Origin of the sequence: Psychrobacter sp. DM4 (genome assembly GCF_051307035.1) — a bacterium.
Taxonomy (GTDB): Bacteria; Pseudomonadota; Gammaproteobacteria; order Pseudomonadales; family Moraxellaceae; genus Psychrobacter.
Window position 1 is genome coordinate 1,156,941 of the sequence record NZ_CP195536.1, and the last position, 20,113, is coordinate 1,177,053.

At 40.3% G+C, this 20,113-nt stretch carries 10 protein-coding genes and 1 pseudogene; 5 read left to right on the forward strand and 6 right to left on the reverse strand.

Features of this window, described 5'->3' with window-relative positions; genetic code table 11:
* Positions 1-2: 2 nt before the first annotated feature.
* The 5 genes from ACR64G_RS05075 to ACR64G_RS05095 are packed head-to-tail and all read right to left on the reverse strand — an operon-like array spanning position 3 to position 7,770.
* Positions 3-1,541: a hypothetical protein gene (locus ACR64G_RS05075; RefSeq protein ID WP_435980432.1), complete on the reverse strand. Its 1,539-nt coding sequence runs from the start codon at positions 1,539-1,541 to the stop codon at positions 3-5.
* A complete protein-coding gene (locus ACR64G_RS05080; RefSeq protein WP_435980433.1) occupies positions 1,525-4,929 on the reverse strand; it encodes a DEAD/DEAH box helicase in 3,405 nt (1,134 codons plus the stop codon). The genes ACR64G_RS05075 and ACR64G_RS05080 overlap by 17 nt, the downstream gene beginning before the upstream one ends.
* 6 nt (positions 4,930-4,935) lie before the next feature.
* On the reverse strand, positions 4,936-6,381 hold the full coding sequence (locus ACR64G_RS05085; protein ID WP_435980434.1) for a protein kinase domain-containing protein: 1,446 nt from the start codon (positions 6,379-6,381) through the stop codon (positions 4,936-4,938).
* Positions 6,359-7,087: a PP2C family serine/threonine-protein phosphatase gene (locus tag ACR64G_RS05090; protein WP_201593638.1), complete on the reverse strand. Its 729-nt coding sequence runs from the start codon at positions 7,085-7,087 to the stop codon at positions 6,359-6,361. Before ACR64G_RS05090 ends, ACR64G_RS05085 begins: the two co-directional genes overlap by 23 nt.
* Complete coding sequence (locus ACR64G_RS05095; RefSeq protein ID WP_201593639.1) at positions 7,087-7,770, reverse strand: vWA domain-containing protein; 684 nt, start codon at positions 7,768-7,770, stop codon at positions 7,087-7,089. The genes ACR64G_RS05090 and ACR64G_RS05095 overlap by 1 nt, the downstream gene beginning before the upstream one ends.
* A gap of 303 nt (positions 7,771-8,073) precedes the next feature.
* On the opposite strand from ACR64G_RS05095, the pseudogene ACR64G_RS05100 reads away from it, so the two are divergent.
* Positions 8,074-8,714 (forward strand): annotated as a pseudogene (locus ACR64G_RS05100) (IS982 family transposase); the annotation flags it as partial.
* A 210-nt stretch (positions 8,715-8,924) separates the two neighbouring features.
* Here ACR64G_RS05100 and ACR64G_RS05105 read toward each other — a convergent pair.
* Positions 8,925-9,641 carry a 3'-5' exonuclease gene (locus tag ACR64G_RS05105; RefSeq protein ID WP_435980435.1) on the reverse strand — a complete coding sequence of 239 codons (717 nt, stop codon included), beginning with the start codon at positions 9,639-9,641 and terminating at the stop codon, positions 8,925-8,927.
* A 305-nt stretch (positions 9,642-9,946) separates the two neighbouring features.
* Here ACR64G_RS05105 and ACR64G_RS05110 point away from each other — a divergent pair, with 305 nt between their 5' ends.
* From ACR64G_RS05110 to ACR64G_RS05125, 4 genes are all read left to right on the forward strand, one after another.
* Positions 9,947-11,008 (forward strand): HNH endonuclease, encoded by a 1,062-nt coding sequence (locus tag ACR64G_RS05110; protein WP_435980436.1) that lies wholly within the window; start codon positions 9,947-9,949, stop codon positions 11,006-11,008.
* Between the two features lie 438 nt (positions 11,009-11,446).
* Positions 11,447-14,344, forward strand: coding sequence for a DEAD/DEAH box helicase (locus ACR64G_RS05115; RefSeq protein WP_435980437.1), 2,898 nt, complete (start codon positions 11,447-11,449; stop codon positions 14,342-14,344).
* Entirely contained in the window at positions 14,341-19,320 is a 4,980-nt protein-coding gene (locus ACR64G_RS05120) for a hypothetical protein (protein ID WP_435980438.1), read from the forward strand. The genes ACR64G_RS05115 and ACR64G_RS05120 overlap by 4 nt, the downstream gene beginning before the upstream one ends.
* Complete coding sequence (locus ACR64G_RS05125; RefSeq protein ID WP_435980439.1) at positions 19,320-19,997, forward strand: hypothetical protein; 678 nt, start codon at positions 19,320-19,322, stop codon at positions 19,995-19,997. Before ACR64G_RS05120 ends, ACR64G_RS05125 begins: the two co-directional genes overlap by 1 nt.
* Positions 19,998-20,113 lie beyond the last annotated feature (116 nt).

The window sequence follows — 20,113 nt, forward strand, 5'->3', positions numbered from 1 at the left end:
TGCTATGCCTTATCAGTTAATTGGTTTAAGTAATTTTGAACCCATTGAGTTGTAAATTTTGCCAGATCGAGCGCTGTACTTTGGGTAATATCAGTCTTTGGCCCGTCATGCGAGCTTTCATTACGGTAATCACATATTTGACTTAAAAATAGCAAGTCAGCATCTAAATCATCGGTAAGTAGCAATGGGTGATTAGAGTAATCAGCAATTGCTAGAATATTTGCCGTTATAATAGGCTTTAAAGAGCTATAGATAGTGGGGTATTTACCCGTTGAAAAACCTATAGCTGACTGTACCGCTCTAACATTACAAGTAGAGAAAGGTTCTAGACTCTCATCTAGAGCTCTGTTATTTGCTCGTAAAATTAGAGCTTGCAATAAGAATTTTTTATCTGAGGAGTAGGGCAGTATCTTATTATGTTGATGTGGGTAAGTGGTCAAAACATGTTTAAAGCAAGCTTCTAATGACTTTTGAGATTGCAATAATAAGTCATCGATATCTGCGCTATAGTTATGTTCTTCGAGATATTTTTGTCTGCGCAATAGTTTAGCGAGATGCATATCGAGATTATCAATCTCATTAACATTTGGATATGACGATAATATTTCAAAACGCATTTCTTCTTGTAAATGCGCCTCAAACTCTTCAATGCTTTGTTTGTCAGACTGATCAAGCCCCATAAATCGTTTAACTTTACTTGCAAAGGGTTTGTTACCCTGTGCTATGCTGTCATGTAAGTGGATAATCCAGTCATCAGATTGAGTAATATGTAATGGGTCTTGAAGCTGAGAGAAATGCTTTGTATCTATACTGTGCTGTAGATGAGTAAGGATAAAGTATGGTGTGGGTTGCTTGCTGGCAATATCAAAGTTACCAAGATTGATATTAGAAGTGGCAGTTTTTTTTGAGTCATTACTACGGTTACGTAATCTACCACTGGCTACGGCTCTTTTATATAGTTCAAGTGCTTGCCTAAACTCATTCTTAGTTGGTTTGGTAAAATGATATTTTTGAGAGGTATTTACGATAAAAGGTTCAATGTTTTGTCCTGTGTTTCGATCCGCTTTGATAGTAACGCTATGGTCGTTCTTAACAACATCTAAGTAATTTAGCTTATGTGCGACAACACGAGGCCAAAGATGACCGTCAATAGCATCTTGAATAATATAACCCAGTTGTGTCTTATAAGAGGGCGTAGCTGTTTTATCTAGTGCCTGCCAGCCCAATGGTGTAAGATTTATAATGCCCTTGTCACTATTCACGTAACCACGATTAAAAAGTTCATTTATGATAATATCAACAAGTTCAGCATCAATATTTAGCCATTGACTCATTTGCATGCGATCACGCTTGTTATACTTTAACAGCTCAAGAATGGTACGTTGAAAAAAGTTGAAGTTATCTTCTTTGTCCGCGATGGGGGTTATTACTTCCCACAGCCAGACTGGAAGAAATGCCATGTTATGTCTATCATTGGTATTTAGATCCTTCATATCGCTATTGCTATAGAAAGATAGGTAATTATCAGAAAATTTGTCCATAATCACCTCGACATAGTTGGCTCATAGCTGTTAAAGATGGAATGTGTTGTTCTGTTAATGGATGCTCAGCTAACATTAAGTCACCTGCGATAATAATCAAACTTCTTTGTCGACTAAAAGCCACGTTAAGGCGATTATCTACACGCAAAAAGCCATAGAGCGAATTGAGTTGAGGTTCAGTCATCTCATAGCCCCTATTTTTTGTTACGGTTTTTAAGTCATTAGGTAGCGTGCGTACAAGTGACAATAACACCACATCAAACTCTTTACCTTGAAATGAATCTACTGTACCCACTCGCAAACGCTCATCACCTATATGACTGCCTTTAGTCAGTTGTTGATAGTCAGGATGTACTTCGTTGTTTAGAATCAAATCAAGCTTTTGCATTTCTTGCATTAGAGCGCTTCTTTGATCTCCATAAAAGGTGATCACACCGACACTTATTTCTGGATTTTCATCTAGAATGCGTTTTGTCTCTTGGGAAATCCAAATAGCTTCATTCATATTTCTTCTCTTATTACCTTTTTGAGTACCTTCAATATGTTGCCAGTGACATACCATGCCTTCGTATCCAGATATGTCATGAATAAAGTCAGTAGTGGGTCTACCTGACTTAAGCTTAGATAGTCCGTGATTTTCGTAAAAATTTTTGCTAATAAAATCTCCAAGCACTGGATGCATACGGAATTGCTCATCAAGCATTACTACTCGTTTTGGTTGCCCGTCCTCTTTCTCTAGCTGGGTTAAGTTCTTTACCATTCTTTGAAATAAGCTGTCGCGTAGCATTTCGCTTTGCAAGCTGTCCCAGTCATCTTCTTCTACCATTTGGGTTTCCACGGCATCATCAAGCATATGCGGCAGTTGTCTATGATCTCCTACCAATACAATCCGTCTATTTGCCATAGCCATTGGTATCATAAGATCTAATGGTGTGGCACGTGCAGCCTCATCCACAATGACATTTTCAAAGTTAATGTTGGAATCTTGGCTAAGTTGAGTTAAGCGTCTCATGTCTTGGCTGGCTGATTTTTGACAAGTGGCCGCATAGACAGAGGTATAGTGGGCGATTGTTTCGTCTACTTTGTTATCATCAGTAGCGACTGTTTCACGAAATTGCTTTAAAGCCAAAAGATACCCTAATGTATGCGACTCGCTAATTTTTTTAGTCATTTGAGTATCAAGTTCATCTAACCTATCGCAATCACTAGCAGTTAGTATGCTTTGTATATTCAATGGTCTAAAGTCAGGTAAGCTCTTATCTAATAACGTATCTTTCAGTTGCTGTAATGGTATTAGATCAGCGTCTGAAGGAGGGGAGATTTGCATATGACCAAAGTTATCTAATATTTGAAGTTTATCTTCTGATATGAGCTGAGTGTCTGGATTATCATTTTGTAATAATGTTAAGTAGGCGCTTAACTCCGCGCAACGTTGGATTCCATCATCGGCAAAACTTGAAGCAGAGGTTCGAAGTGCCCAAATATTAGGTATACAGTTTTGTAATAATGAAGGAGAAAAGTAAGACTGCTCTAACGTAAAGCCTTCCCACCATAAGCGCCAATCATGAGACGGTACAATATGATAATACGTATTAAAGTCTGTCAAGATTCGGTTGATCTCTATTTTACTGCGCTCTTTTATATCTCTAGCACCCAAACGCAAGTTTAGGGTTGCATGCTTTAATGAATCGAGTAACGTTAATGCATAACAATCGTCTATTTCTTGAGTTAAAACATCCTTTGTAGAGTTACGCCATTTTTGGATGGGCAGATTAACGTCTTTTTGTCCTATGTTGTCTTGATACTTGCTACCAACACGTAGACCAGGTAAGCCTAATACCTGTGTTCGGCTGTTGGCATTATCAACTGCATCATGTTGATAGCTCGTTAACAGGATGGAACGTTGAACAGGCGTGTTATCCTTTGCTTTTTCTTCTACGATTCGCTGTTGAATAGCGGCGATGACTTGTGTCTTTCCTGTACCGGGCGGTCCGATAATAACAGTAATATCAGCACTGTTTAAAGCCGTTTCAATGGCTTGTTGCTGTCTACGAGTAGTCGGGCCCGCTTTGAATAGAGCTTTTACCTGTGGACTATGCCATCTTAATTTGCGAGACTGTTTGATAGTGGGTACAGCAATACCTTGCATTAAATAGTCTAAACTTGGCATTGGATTATGATGATGACTAATTTGCTCTAAGGCTAGAACCTGACGTTGGCGTTGAACCTGAGTTGAATAAATTGATAAAAATAGAAAGCTATTACCGTGTTTATCGGTAGGTTTTTTTTTCTCACGAAATCCTGTGTATTTAACAGTCAAGTATCCTGCATCACTGTCAATATCAACAATTTCACATTTCCAAGGTTCTTCTAGAGCTTTCTTGTGGTCAGTTTTACTGCTATTCTCAGGGCTGCTGTTACTTAGCCAATCTGGCAATGTTGATGCTATTTGGAATACCTGTTCTTCTTTCTCATTATTCTGAATACTCACCTGTAATGCTTCGGCAAATTTCTTTAATTGCTCTTTGTTTACACTAAGACGAGACAAATTTTGTTGCTCTAGAATTTTGTCATCTAGTATCTTTAAATAGTTAAATTTTTGCGCATTTATGGCAACTTTTTGCCATTGTAGATCACTATATTTTTGCCATACTTTGATATAGTTACCATGGGTGTTTTTACTATCTTTGAGCGCAGTTTTATAATGAGGCTGATTGAGCTTTTGCGCCTGAGAGTTATCAAAGAAAACAATATTACCCTGTATCGCGCTTAATTCAATATTATCACTATGTGGATTAAATGGTCTGATTCTTTGTATATTCCATTGGTTATTTGATACTTTAATATCAAGGATATGTGCTTTACCTACTAGGCTTAAAGTATCATCAGTGGAATTTTGATTTAGGAAGGTTATAAATAGTGCTGTAGTATAAGAATGAGAAGTATCTATAAATGATACATTCTCAGTGATTAGAAAGTTCTCTTCTAACCATACTATAGCTAAATTGACGTCATTATCTCCAATATGTCTTTGGTTTTTAAGTTGCTCAACGATGTATTCGCTGACACCAAGATTAAAGTCTTCCCCGTCTACTCGAACTATTTCATCTTTAAGGGGTGTTGCCATTAGCCAAAGTGCATCGGCCTCTTGTTTGACTAATGACCACAATAGATTGTGCTGTTGAATATATAGTCTGGCATGAACAGCTGTCTTATCAGCAGACTGTATATTCTCTAGGGTAGTTACAGTGCTATCTTGAGCTAAGTATAGAGATTCGCCTTCTATCCATACGTTTACTGGTTTTTCCTCTATCAATCTGACACTATCATCAATGAGGGTTACTTCAAACAACTCACTGGAGTTGATTCTAAGTTCAAATAAGTTCATTTATATCTACCAGATAAAACGCCAAAAAAAGTATGAAGTATTGTCAGTACTGCTAGAGGAAGATGATATTTTTAGTGTATAAAAATCATTTCGTTTAATTGCTATTTTTAGTAAACGAGTCTTTTTAATATCTACTGTTTTATTATCTTTTAGCCTGATAATTGTAATAGTTTCATTATTTTTTGGTGTTATATGAAGGCCGTCATCAGTGAGCTTAAGTTCACACCAAGGTGATAGTTTTGTTAAGTCAAAGCGGCTGTAAGGTTCGGTATACAGATATTTGTCATAATTCAAGCTAATGATTGAAGTATTATGACAGTCTATATCTTGACTACTAGTATCGTCTATTTGTTCAGTCGTATAAAAGAACTGTGATATGGATAAGGAGTATGGTTCGTTAGACTCACCACAAAAAAAGCATTGCCTATCATTATTAGCGACAAAACTACTCTGAAAATGCTCACCTTGACAGGGCTGATGTTGACAGTACATTAGTATCTGAAGCGTTTTATTTAGTTCGTGGTGCCATTCATTCATACTAGGCCTAAGGTATAGGCCACTACGTAGTCTACTATCAGCAAAACAACGTTTAAACAGTTCAAATAGGTCATCATTAATTAATTCATTCAGTGGCATACCTGCGCCATTGTGCTCATTACTATCATCTTCTGGATCAAATATCCAAGCGTAAGCTCCTTGTTCAACTTGCTCATCGACCACATCGGAATCTTCATCATCATAAGCATCTTCCACACCGATACCTTCATTATATGGATGATTATGAGCAAGTAGTTGCTGTGCTATGACAGCAAAAGCCCAACAGTCTGTCCAAGAACTGTTTTCTGACTCATTTCTTAGGACTTCTGGAGCGCCATAGCCAGGCGTGTAGTAAGAAGCAGCGTGCGAACTTTCCTGCGTTTTGATATTGTCAGCATCTATCAGCCACACCTCATTATGATCATAAGATGTAGACACATAGATATTGTCTGGTGATAAGTCGCCATAACACAAGCCTTTGCCATGAAGCTGGGCTAACGTTTGGGCTAGTTGTATTAATAATTTTATCCGTCTGGCTAATCCACCAGTGTCACGATAAGCGTCTGCCATGCTAACGTTGATAGAACTATCTTGAATACGCTTTATTTGCTGAGTAAGCGATTCGAGGTTATCCATTAACTCCATGACATAGCCGACACGATTTTTTAATTTAAGTACGGCTATAGGTAGAGCGATATTTAAATCTCGTATGGGCCTACGTACCACCCATTGTATTTTTGCAAATTCTTGATGTCTTTTGACGTCACTATCTATAGGGTTGGTTATTTTTACAATCAGATTATGATGATTGGTAGTGAATACTTGACCTTGCCCGCCTTGCCCAAGTTTGCTTGTTAATTCGTAGACGGTGCCATGAGTATCTTTAACTTCCTTATTCTTTTGTGCTACTGCCATGTTGTTTTTTCCAAATAATTACCCCAATACTTTTATCATCACTATGATGAGGGGTTTGCCAATTATTGAGCTCATTAATTAGGTATTTCTTACCTTGACGAGGGCTAATAGCTATGAATTTACCAGACAGAAAATCTAAAAATTGTTGAGGCTTATCTATATCATCACTAATTCCATCTGTCATTAATGTAATTGTGGCACCAAAATCTAATTGAATTTCTCGGTAAGTCCAATCTTGCCAACGTATTGAATATCCTAAAGCAGTTGTTTCATTACCAAACATATTGTCAGATTTTTCATGATTAACGCCGAAAGTATCTGTCATATAGTAAATAGCACCGTCACCTAGCTGAAAAAGCCTTACTTTCCCTGAGGAGTCTCCCCAAGCAAACAGGCATGTTGTGGCGGCATCTTTAGGAGAGGTACGAGGAAGATAATCTTTCAAGTACATTAGCCATTGCTGGTATATTCTTTTTACTACACTTTTTTCAGGCTCATTAAAATTGGTCTCACGTAAGGTAGTACACACTGCTTTACACGCAAGATATGAGCCAAGGGAGGCATAAGGACGAGAACCCATACCATCACAAACGACTACTAACCAATGAGCACGCCAAACACGCTTCAAAATAGCATCTTGATTACGTTTAGATTCACGATGGTTTTTTGGCCCTCGAACAGTAGCTATAGATATATTTACATTCACTAGTCGAAATCACTTAGGTCAAGCTCATCGTCTGTGGATATATCATTAAAATCTATCTTATTAATTTGATTTGGCTTTGTGCTACGAGATCGTAAAGTGACGCTCATGCTAACTGCTCTAAAAAATCTAGAAATGTCTTTAGCATCATGTGCTTTGAACACCGGCGTTTCAAGGTCATTAATAAATTGTTTTAACATATGTATATTAGCATCTGCTCCAATACCCATTGCCATTCTTACGGCTTTGCTGGCACGTTCAGATTCTTGTAATTCGACAAAGGGTTGTTCCCAATTATCTGTAGGGTTGCCATCAGACACCAACACTAGAGTAGGCTTGTATGCTCGACTTGGTATGAGCTCTTTGTCTTCTAACAATTCTTTTGCCATTGTCATTGCACTACCCATGGGAGTACCGCCACTTGCTACTAAGTCTTGCATACCTGATATTTCATCAGCTGAAGTTAGAGGTAATATCATCGAAGCATTCTCCCCCCCAAATGCGATGATAGCGACTTGGATAACTGCATTGAGATGGCTTTCTTTGCCAAACGATATCAGCATGTCTTTAAGTGCTAAATTCAGAGCTTCCATTTTTCCATCTATACTCATACTACCGCTAGTATCTGCCAAAATAATAACTGGTAGAGGACGTGGCTTAGCAGCTGCGAATTCGCGCATTGCCATAATTATTTCCTTACATTAGACGAGATTTATTGCACTATCCTACTGTCTAATCTTACAGAGGTAAAGCAGTTTATTAAGACTTTCTCGAGCAAATATTTTTAAATGTTATTGTCAACTTGCACATAAACTAGAATGGTTTTAGCTATGAAAAGTAACGAGCCAGCATGTTAGAACGCTTATTGCTTCGAGATATTGAATGTTTGATCTGTTAAAGCTTTGATTTTGATAGATTTCAAATAAATAAGCACGTAGCTTATAAAGAACAAACCCCAATTTTGACTGAGCTATGCTGAAGAAACCGTACAAGATAGAGTCAGTCAACTTGAGGGCTGTGACAACATCCATTTTATGGATGGCTTTCCGATACCTGTCTGTCATTATGGACGTGCTTATCGGCATAAAAACTATCAAGACTTAGCGGCTTTTAGCTACTGTGCAGCTAAGCAAGAGAGGTACTATGGCTTTGAAAGACATTTGCTTGTTAATTTATCGGACATGATTAACGGTTTTACCTTTGCCCCTGCCAATGTCGATGAAAGAGCAGTTGCTGCAGAAATCACCACTCATATTCATGGGCTGCTTGGCGCTGATAAAGGGTATATCAGTCCTAGTCTCACTCAGTACTACGACGCTCAAGGAGTAGATTTACAAACGCCACTCAGAGCCAACATGAAAGAGGATAGACCCAAACCTGTGGTAAGACGGCTAATGAAAGCCTGCCGTATCGTTGAAACAGTCATTGGTCAGCTATCAGAACGATTTAATATACAAAGGGTACGAGCAAGAGATTTATGGTATTTGTCTCATCGATTGGTAAGATTCTGTCGCATAATCTGTGCTTTGTACTCAATAAAAAACTGGGTAATCCGCCACTTCAAACCCCGATATTAATAGCATCACCTAAGAAAAGTAAATTTCATACTCCACTCCTCTACACTATATAGATAATAGCAAATAGAGCTTTCCCGACTTGTTAGAGTAAGATTTATCCATGGCATATGCAGATATTAATAATATTTTAAACACCATAATATTGAGGGGTTTATTACCTAATAAGTTATAGTTACAATAAGAAGTTGATCTACTTTAGCGTTAACTATTTCTAGTATCGATCTTAATTTTCAGCCTAGCTCAAACTGACTACATCAGTATATTTATACCGACTCTAATGCTTGCTGGCATGTTTGAGCTAAATAAGGGTCAACACTGTCCTGTTTGAGCAGCCATTTAATATAGCCAGTACCTTCAGAGCTCGCAGCTAAATCTGCAATAGCCTCACCCTTATGCTTACCAAAACTTAAGTGTGTGGGTATACGTGCTATTTGACTAAACTCATATAAGCTCTCCACATCACTTATTTCCTGACCCTGACTATTGGCTAAATCAATCAAACTACCAAGCACCAGCTCAGTGAAGTAAATATCAGCAATAGCAGCATGTGCATCCTTTGCTTGAGCACGCGCTATATCTCGGTGGAAGTGATAGAGGAGGGACACTAGCTTATGGCTCTCAAGCGTAGGGAGAAGGAAGTTTGCCATCGCATTGGTACAAATCAGACTAGGTATATGGGTCACGCCAGCATTTTTAAGAACAGCCATGTCAAAATCAATGTTGTGTCCAATTAAGTACTCAACACTGTCGGGCAGTCTAAAATCTGCATGAGGTGGCTCATCCGCAACATCCTCATTACATATATGTGATACCGCCATTGACCCTAAACTGATTTCTTTGAGAGGATTAAAGCGCTTAGCTCGCGGAGCTTGTAATACAAATACCTTGCCATCGTTTATTTCAACAATAGAATAGGCCGCTTCAGTCATTTGCGGTTCAATAAGTCCTGTCGTTTCTGTGTCGAGTATATAAGTAGTCATAATTTTATTTGTAGTTCTTATTTGAGGATGAGATTTAAAATAGTGAAATATTTGATGTGATTAGCATCGGCTTAGAGGGCTAGTAGTAAGTGATAAATTAACATATAAATTGGTAATAGCTATCATTTATCAGGTTTCTTGATTAAGCAATCGCCAACCTATGAAATTATATATATGAGGACTAAACTAGGGCTGGCTGGATAAAACAGCTTCATTTATAAGCCAGGCATTACATACTCAAAGGCTTAGTGTTATAAGTCTGAGTTACAGTGAATTAATTAATCGTACCTCTAAGGATTTTTATAGTGCCAACAGCAGAATTTCAGCTTAACTTTCTAAGACGTATTCAATGGTTACTTGAATCTAGCTCTTATACCTCGACCTATAAATTTGCATTGTTAATCGCAGTAACCAATCTTTCTATAGAGTCTGGGGCTAGTGATAACAGCGAATGCGTTATTTCTTATGAGCAGTTAGCAGAGCAGTTTATTCAGCTTTATTGGACGCAAGCATTACCGTTCTCAGATCAGTATGGTGAATCTATACTGAAGCAAAGCAGTACAACAGGCCAAGCTAAGGTCATCACTAGTGTCTTAACCCTGCAAGAAAAAACTAAGACTACCAATTTAAATATAGCTCGGACACGTAATATCAAAAAGTGGCAATCGACCATTAAAGAAATAGCCCGAACGATTAAAAACAACCCTGCCAAGTATTTACAAAGTGCAGAAGATAAAGTTAGCCGTGAATTCTTCTATATCTATAACTCAAGAGAAAAAGTAATCCTACTAAAGTCTGGGATCGCTTACTGCTTTGCGCGTTTTAGTCAGATAATCCATAAGCTTTGCCAACAATACTGGACAGAGTTTGTACGTAACAATCGTCACAACCAATCATATTTTAGTGATGACATTGATTTACAAGATTTTTTGTTTAACCAATCACGTCAAGATTTAAGCTTGTTAGTACCTATACTAAATGAAACTCAGCAGGGTCAGTGTTTCTACTGTCAAAGACCATTAAAAAAAGCCGTCGAAGTTGATCACTTTGTGCCTTGGTCAAAGTACCCCAATGATACGACTCATAATTTTGTACTGACTGATCATAAATGTAATAACAGTAAACGTGACTATCTTGCCGAAGAAAGGTTTTATGAGAAGTGGTTGAGGCGTAACCAACAATATGGACATGTTATTGAACAAGAAACACACGGTATTGGCTTTATGAGCAATCAGAGGCGTTCAGAAACTATTAGCCAATGGGCCTACCAAATAGCTGTAGAGCATGAAGACCTAGTATGGTCACCAGAGTCAAATATGAGGCTACGTACTATCAACCCTGAGCTATTACCTAGATTGAGGGGTTGATAGTTTAAATATGTCTATTTTATGACTAATCGCTTGTTGAGAATCAGTGTAGAGCTAATTATACGCAAATCTTATCTGATTAATTTGATATAGATGAGATTAAATATGCTTATCGTTCTGAAACAATTACGTTATAATCATTAGTCGATAATTTAGCTCAACAATTTTCTATAAAACCTGAGTTTATAGTCATTCGCATATAATTCATTTAATGCCAGTATTCATACCTAAAATCATAAATATGAATCTACCTGGTTAACAGAAATTTCTTATATTCAAATGACTAAAGTTTTAAATTCTAATGGTTATTAGCTTCAATACAGCGCGTATCATCTAAAATTAAAAGTATTAATAGATTGGTTTTTATAGTTTTCGCAGATGAAGTAATCACTATCACACGCATTTATCAAATTTAAAATAAAAGTAAGGAACGGCATTATGTCGCAACGTTATGCACCCGGTATTCGTGTAGAAATTCGTGATGCTGAGTGGCGAATTAAACGTACTGATCACACTTCTGATGGTGGCTATCTTCTGACCTGTGAAGGGCTGTCTGAGTTAGTTCGAGGTCGTGAAGCGGCATTTTTAACTAAGATTGAACCTAACATTCGTATTCTGGCACCGGAAGAGACAGATCTGGTGGATGATATCAGTAGTGGCTATCGCGCAAGTCGTCTGTATTTAGATACTTTAATCAGACAAGCGCCACCAGTTGATGAAAAAATATATCTAGGTCAAAAAGCAGCATTAGATGTGATGCCGTTCCAGTTTCAGCCGTCACGCCAGGCCTTGCAACAACCTCGGCAGCGTATTTTAATCGCGGATAGTGTGGGTCTTGGTAAAACGCTTGAAGCGGGCATCTTGGTCAGTGAGCTGATAGCGCGTGGTAAAGGCAAGCGCATCTTGGTATTGGCCGTAAAGTCTATGTTGACTCAGTTTCAACAAGAGTTTTGGAATCGATTTAGCATTGGCCTGACCCGTCTTGACTCACAAGGGTTGCAACGAGTCCGTAACCGGATTCCCACTAATCACAATCCCTTTCACTATTTTGACCGCTCGATTATTTCTATTGATACCATTAAGCAAGATATTGATTATCGTCATTATCTAGAGCAGGCATACTGGGATATTATCATCATTGATGAAGCGCATAACGTAGCGGAGCGCAGTAGTCATTCGCAGCGGGCCCGCTTGGCTAAGCTATTGGCCACACGTTCTGATACGCTCATCATGCTATCTGCAACACCGCATGATGGTAAGCCAGAAAGCTTTGCAAGCCTCATGAACATGCTAGATCCTACTGCTATTGCTAACCCTTCTGATTACGCCAAAGAAGATTTTCGTGATAAAGGTTTGGTCATCCGCCGCTTTAAAGAAGATATTCGTGAGCAACTTAGCAGCAATTTCCCTGATCGTGACATTGCTACGCGTATGTCGACAGCAAGTGTGCCAGAAGAGTATACCTATGACACTTTATTAGAGACAGAGTTTAAGACGCTCAAAAGTGCTGGCGCTGGGCAGCTGTTCCGAACCACATTAAGTAAAGCACTATTCTCAAGTCCTGCTGCTTTGCTAAGCATGATTGTCAACCGCTCACAGCGTCTTAAATCAAGGTTAGAAAAAGAGACAGCTGCCGATAAGCGAGAAGATATTCAAAGTGACTTAAACCAACTGCATACGTTGCTAAAAGCAGCAGAGAGTATTGATGCTAAAAGCTTTAGTAAGTATCAAAAGCTGGTAGAGCTGCTGAAAATGGATACCGAAGAGGGGCGAGGTTTTGATTGGGATCCGAAAGACTCGTCAGACCGTTTGGTTATCTTCACAGAGAGTATCCCAACGCTTGAATTTTTAGAAACGCATCTGCCTAAAGATCTTAAACTCAAAAAAGATCAAGTGCTTATCTTATGTGGGGATATGAGTGATAAAGAACTGGCGCAAACGGTAGATGCATTTAACCAAAAGAACCATCCTGCTAGATTGCTGATTTGTTCCGATGTGGCCTCAGAGGGTATTAACCTGCATCACTTGAGTCATCGCATGGTGCATTTTGATATTCCTTGGTCATTAATGGTATTCCAGCAGCGTAACGGTCGTATTGATCGCTATGGTCAAACGCAGCAACCTCTGATTCGTTATTTACTGACCGATAGCAGTAACCAAAAGATTAAGGGCGATAATCGCATCCTAGAAGTGCTTATCGAAAAAGATGCTCAGGCTGGCAAGAACATTGGTGACCCCAGTGAATTTAACAAAGAAGAGGGCGAGGCGATTACCGCGGAGCTGATAGAGCGTGATAATAACATCGATGATTTGGATGATCTGCTAGGAGACTTTTTTAGTGGTACAGATGACGGTGATAGCGAGCCTGTAGATATTGTTGAGGCATTCACCCCAACCAACGAGAGCTTGGCAGTTGATGAGATGCTGGGTATCCGCCCACAGATATTCGATAACGATATGGACTATGCTACGGCCGCAGTTAATTGGCTACAAGAAGATGCGAGTGTTGCGCTACAAGTTAGTATTGATGGCGATATGCTGCGCTTAACTGCGCCTAGTGACCTCAAGCAGCGCCGACGCTTTTTACCAAAAGAGGTGTGGCCGCAAGACGATCGCTTTGTATTAACTAGCGACAGTCAAAAAATCAGTGATGAGCTCAAGCGTTGCCGAGAAGAAGACACCCCTTGGCCTAATATTCACTATCTGTGGCCCCTTCATCCTGTTGTGCAGTGGCTATATGATCGCTCGCTCAATGCGTTTGGTCGTCATACGGCTCCTGTCATCCGTATTCCGCAGCAGCTGGAGCAAGATGAGCATTGGTATGTGCTACATGGCGGTTTCCCCAATCGCCGCGGGCAGGTACATCTACAAAGCTGGTGTGCCGTGCATATCAAAGACAATCAAGTTACTGACAGCTGCGATTTGGAAGAGTTCTTACAGCGGATAAACCTAAATAAGCTGGTTAACCCAGGTCGCAGTAGTGATACCAGTGCGTTATCTAAGCTGTTACCTATAGCTATAAACCACGCCAAGCAACAGCTGGAGCAAGAACGTATACAGTATGAGCAGACCAGTAATGCTGTATTAGAGAAACAAATAGACGCGCTAAATACGCTAAAGAGCAAGCACATTAGCCAGTTGGAGCTTGACCTAGAAGGCTTGAGCGGTAGCAAGCAAGATACAAAACGCTATAGCCGCGAAAGTGAAATTAATCGTATTTTTGATGATTACTTTGAATGGTTAGAAAATACGCAGCTCATTGAAAAACAACCTTACATACAAGTCGCCGCAGTCTTTACTGGCATGCCCCATCAGGATACAGGAGCCGTGCTATGAACTTAACCGGAATCAGTAATGAGAACGAATTTTATAGCCAACACTATATGGCAGAGATATTTGCCGGTGACAGTGATGTAAAAGGGCTTCAAGACAGCTGGCAACAGCAAGAAACTAAAGCTCGCGAAGCGGCACTGACTGAGCAAGATAAGAAAAATGCTTGGCGCACGCCTTGGAATCAAATGAGCAGAAATGCTCGAGAGACGTTGTTGCTACTTGATGAATATGGTCACAAGCAAACCGCTATAGACAGACTAACCTTGGGTCGTGAGGTATTGCGTAGCTTGCTGTCTACCTTTGAGTTGCCTTATGCACCTCGTGCACAATATGTTGAGCATACCCAAAGTTATGTACCGCTACTGGGCGAGATAAAAAACAGCCAAGGCGAGCCGCTGTTATGGATTTTAGAAGCTCAGGCACTAGGCAGTGATTATGATGCTGATAGCGATCCACTGGCATTGCCTCTGCATTCGGCACAGATGAAAGGCTTAGAGGGTTATCCATCATTCGAGCAACAGTCAGAGCAAGAGTCAGAAGACAACTGGCAAAAACTGCTATCTAGTACGATATTTAGCCAAACCCTGCCTCCACGCTGGGTCATTCTCGCCAGCCCATATCAGTGGCTATTAATTGACCGCAGTAAATATGCTCAAAACCGTTTAATCCGCTTTGACTGGAAAGAGGTATTCAGTCGCCGTGAGTTAGATACTCTAAAAGCAGCCACTGTGCTGCTGCATAAAGAAGCTCTGTTAGATGCCAAGGGTCAAACGTTACTAGATACGCTTGATGAAAATGCGCACAAACATGCTTATGGCGTATCAGAGGATTTAAAATATGCACTGCGTGAGTGTATTGAGCTATTAGGTAATGAAGCATCACAGCAGCTGATTGCCAAAGCCAGTCAGAATAAAAAAGGGATTTTTAGTGGTAAAAACCAACTAGACCCTGATGAGCTGTCTCGCCAATGCTTGCGTTATATGTATCGATTGCTGTTTTTGTTCTATATCGAGGCGCGTCCTGAGCTTGGCTATGCGCCAACTGGTAGTGAGGTATATCTAAAAGGGTATTCATTAGAGCACTTGCGCGAGCTTGAGCTGATGCCGCTGACCAATGAGCAAGAGCGTCAAGGTCGATACTTTAACGATTCGCTGAATATTCTGTTTGCATTGGTATCAGAGGGTACGCCTGAGCAACAGCATGGTGATATGTTTGGCGCAGCGCAGCAGACCGGCCGTGATGCCTTTACCATGACCGCGCTCAAGTCGCACTTATTCGATCCCAAAAAGACTGCGTTACTAAGTAAGGTTGTCTTCCCGAACCATCTATTACAGCGTGTGATTCAGCTGATGTCGTTGAGCCGTCCGGACAAAAGCAACAAGCGTCGCCGTGGTCGTATCTCATACGCACAGCTGGGCATTAACCAATTGGGTGCGGTCTATGAGGCATTATTGAGCTATCGCGGCTTCTTCGCTAACGAAGACTTGTATGAGGTAAAAAAGGCGGGCGATAAATATAATATCCTAGATACTGGCTATTTTGTTAATGCTGAGGCATTAGAGCAATATAAAGACGATGAGAAGGTCTATGAAAAAGAGGCCGCTGACCAATACGGCAATAAACAGCTGAAAAAATACGCTAAGGGTACGTTTATCTACCGTATGGCCGGCCGTGACCGTGAGAAGTCTGCGTCTTACTACACCCCAGAGGTGTTGACCAAAAGCTTGGTGAAATATGCGCTAAAAGAGCTGTACGCTCAGCAGCTTGAACCTCTGGCCAATGACCGTGAACGGGCTGAAAAGCTATTGCAGTTTACGGTGTGTGAGCCAGCGATGGGTAGCGCGGCGTTCTTAAACGAGGCAATCAACCAACTGGCTGAGAAGTATCTAGAGCTGATGCAAAGCGCAAACGATGAGCGTATTGCCCAGCAAGACTATGTTAAAGAGCTACAAAAGGTCAAAATGTATCTGGCCGACAACAACGTCTATGGTATTGACTTAAACCCAGTGGCGGTAGAGCTGGCAGAAGTGTCATTGTGGCTAAACGCCTTGTCGGCAGACCGATTCGTGCCTTGGTTTGGGATGCAGCTGTATAACGGTAACTCCTTGATTGGGGCGCGCCGTGAAGTGTATAAGCTGACTCAGACCGGTGCCAAAAAGAACGACTCTAAGCAGTGGCTACAAAACGCCCCAGAAGCGGTTGCGATGAGCCAGCCGCGAGCGGAAGATGAGATTTGGCACTTCTTACTGCCTGCAGAGGGCATGGCCAATTATAAAGATAGGGAAGTAAAGAGCTTACATCCTAAGCAGTTTGATACCATCAAAGACTGGCGCAAAGACTTCTTAAAGCCGTTCAATGGTGATGAGCAGCGCCGTCTAATGGCCCTTAGTGAGAAGGTTGAGGAGCTGTGGCAGCTGCACACCAGAGAGCAGCACAATATCCGTCAAAAGACCACGGACCCTTACGATATCTACGGCATGCCCAGTACAGGCCGTACCCAGACCTCACTGGATTATAAAGATCAGGTATTGACCCAAGAGCTATATGCCGAGGGTCTAAGCAACAGTAGCGCCTTTGGTCGTCTCAAGCTGGCGATGGACTATTGGTGTGCGTTATGGTTTTGGCCGATTGAGCAAGCGGATGAGCTGCCAAGCCGTGATGAGTGGTTGTTTGAGTTAGAAAGCTTACTGTTGGGCGATACCATCGGGGTGCAGACAGGCAATCAGCAAGACTTGTTTGCAGAGACGCAGAACTTAGAGGAGGGCAAGCGCTTTGTCAGTAAATACGGCGTGGTCGATACCAAGCTGCTTAAGCAAGCCTTCCCGCGTTTGGGATTGGTTGAAGAGCTAGCTGATGAGCATAAGTTCTTCCACTGGACACTACAGTTTGCGGATGTGTTTGCGAAAAATGATGGTTTTGATTTGATGCTGGGTAACCCGCCTTGGTTGAAAATTACATGGAACTCTGGTGATGTATTAGGCGATTTTGAACCACTTCTAATTTTGAGAAAGTTTACCGCTCCGAAAATGGCGAAGTTACGAGATGCAATATTTAATAGAAATCCTGATCTTACTAAGAGCTGGTTGAAAGATTATGAACAAAGTGATGGTGTATTAAGTTACTTAGGTGATGTAAGTAACTTTCCACTATTGCAAGGCGTTCAAACAAATCTCTATAAATGTTTTTTACCTCAAGCATGGAGCTATACTAATATTTGTGGAATAAGTGGGTTTCTGCACCCTGAGGGAGTATATGATGATCCTAATGGGGGTATCTTAAGAGAAGCAATATACAGGAGGCTTAAGGCGCACTTTCAATTTCAGAATCAACACATGTTATTTCCAATAGGTCATAGGAATAAATATAGTACTAATGTCTATGGAACATATAAAAAGAGTCCCTGGTTTAGTAATGTCGCAAATTTATTCTCGCCTAAAACAATAGACTTATGTTTTGATCATGATGGAAGAGGTATTGTTGGTGGAATCAAAGATGAAGAAACAAATAACTGGGACGAGTCAGGTCATGCTGACAGAATTATAGATATTACGGAAAAAGAGTTAGAGCTTTTTTCTAAACTCTATGATGAGCCAGGAACTAAAGCTTCAGCTGCACGTTTACCTGCTATTCATGCTAAACAATTCCTAACTGTTTTAGAAAAATTCGCATCCCAACCTAAGCAACTTAGTGATATACAAGCAGAGTACTTTTCTACGCAATTTTGGAATGAATCTGCTGCCCAGAGTGATGATACTATAAAGCGTGAAACGAAGTTTCCTAGTGATAACAATGAACTTGTTTTAGCTGGACCACACCTGTTTACAGGAAATCCTTTATATAAAACCCCAAGAGTAATATGCACTGAAAAAGCACACTATGACTGTCTTGATTTGATAACTCTACAGGATGGCTATCTACCTAGAACTAACTACGTACCTGCATGCGGTGTAGACTTATATAAGAGTAAGATACCTACCGTTAGTTGGGTTGATTACGGCTTCCAAAAGGAAAGAAAGGTTACGGATTATTATCGTTTAGCTTTAAGAGCTATGATCAGTATAGGTGCAGAAAAGGGATTGGTATCAGCTTTAGCTCCTAAGGGTGTAGCGCATACAAATGGAGTAAGAACTTATGCTTTCAAGTCTAGCGAATTATTAGTAGCAATTTCAGGAGTATGCTTTTCAATAGTATATGATTTTATGATGAAGTTATCTGGTAGAACTAACTTGCATCAAAGCATTGAGGATTATGCTTTACCAGAAAAAGTTGTCAATAACCCTATGTTTGAAATTAGGGTTTTAGGATTATCATGTATTACTACGAGCTACAATGAGCTTTGGGATGATTGCTGGGACTCAGATTTCAATGAACAAAGTTGGAGTATTGGCTCTGATAGCAATCACCCCGGTGCAAACGTCTTACCACAAGACTTCTTTAAGGAATTAACTCCTGAATGGCAACGTGATTGTGCTTTGCGTAGTGATTACTCCCGCCGGCAAGCACTGGTAGAGATTGATGTGCTGGTTGCACAAGCGCTTGGATTAACACTAGAAGAGCTGCTGACCATTTACCGCGTGCAGTTCCCAGTGATGCGTCAATATGAGGCGGACACTTGGTATGACCAAAATGGCCGTATTGTGTTTACACCAAGCAAAGGGTTAGTCGGTGTTGGCTTACCACGTACCGCTCGTAAGTCAGACTTAAATGACGGCATTAGCTACGCCATTACTCAATATGCCGACACTGATGATGAGGGCGGTAGCAAATCAATCAAACGCCAAGAGAGCGGTATTGCTTTAGGTTGGAATGACATTCAAGATCTAAAAGCAGGCGACACCGTAAGCAAGACCTATATGGATGATACCCAACCTGGCGGCCCAGTAGAGCGCACCATTGTGTACGAAGCGCCCTTCTTTAAGCCTGATCGTGAAGAAGACTATGCGATTGCATGGACGTTCTTTGAAGAAAAGGGGGAGTAATGGACATTAGAAAAATACCACATATTCTCGAACAACTGGCTGACGTAAATGAGCAGTTAGTATCTTTATCGGATGATATTTGGCTGGGCATCGATCATCGTGATAATGAGTCAATTATCGAGGGCTCTCAGTTTATTCAAGATTATAATTTGGCAACCAGTCAACTGAGTAAGGCTGCTGCTGCTGTTGAACTACAACTTCTAACGTATTTTAAAAACGATATAGAAAGCGTACAGCCAGTCATTGAGCATGGCAATGATGACACGATAAAAAACCAGCGTATGATAAAAGAGTTGGATCGTAGCAAGGCTTACTCGCTAAACGATAACTTCACTTATAAGCGTCCCTATGGTTTTGTGCTAAAAGGTATCGCTTATACCAATATCACTACTTGGAAAGCAGTTTATCTAAAAGTTTTACATGCTCTTTATAAAGAAAGTCCTGCAGCATTTTCAGCATTGGTGACTGATAAACGCTTCATTAGCAAACGAGGAAATCCTTTATTTACAGAAGATCAAAAAAAGTTACGGGTAGCTCAGTCTTTGCCTGCTGGTTTTTATACCGAAGTGAATATGTCTGCCAATAGTATTAAGGATACGCTTTTACAAGTTCTTGCTTATTTTTCAATTGATGAAAAAGAGATGAAGATATATTTGCGCGAAGATCGAGATGCTTAGCTGTTAGAAGAACAAGGCTGATTATTAGTTATTCTTCTTTAAGCTTAGCTATTTTTTTAAGCTTAACTATGAAAATAATTATTTTATCAACTGAAAATTTTTAGAAAAAGAAATAT

Coding starts and splice junctions, on each gene's coding strand:
- ACR64G_RS05075 (WP_435980432.1), bottom strand. CDS start 1,541: ATGGACAAATTTTCTGATAATTACCTATCTTTCTATAGCAATAGCGAT.
- ACR64G_RS05080 (WP_435980433.1), bottom strand. CDS start 4,929: ATGAACTTATTTGAACTTAGAATCAACTCCAGTGAGTTGTTTGAAGTA.
- ACR64G_RS05085 (WP_435980434.1), bottom strand. CDS start 6,381: ATGGCAGTAGCACAAAAGAATAAGGAAGTTAAAGATACTCATGGCACC.
- ACR64G_RS05095 (WP_201593639.1), bottom strand. CDS start 7,770: ATGGCAATGCGCGAATTCGCAGCTGCTAAGCCACGTCCTCTACCAGTT.
- ACR64G_RS05105 (WP_435980435.1), bottom strand. CDS start 9,641: ATGACTACTTATATACTCGACACAGAAACGACAGGACTTATTGAACCG.
- ACR64G_RS05115 (WP_435980437.1), top strand. CDS start 11,447: ATGTCGCAACGTTATGCACCCGGTATTCGTGTAGAAATTCGTGATGCT.
- ACR64G_RS05120 (WP_435980438.1), top strand. CDS start 14,341: ATGAACTTAACCGGAATCAGTAATGAGAACGAATTTTATAGCCAACAC.
- ACR64G_RS05125 (WP_435980439.1), top strand. CDS start 19,320: ATGGACATTAGAAAAATACCACATATTCTCGAACAACTGGCTGACGTA.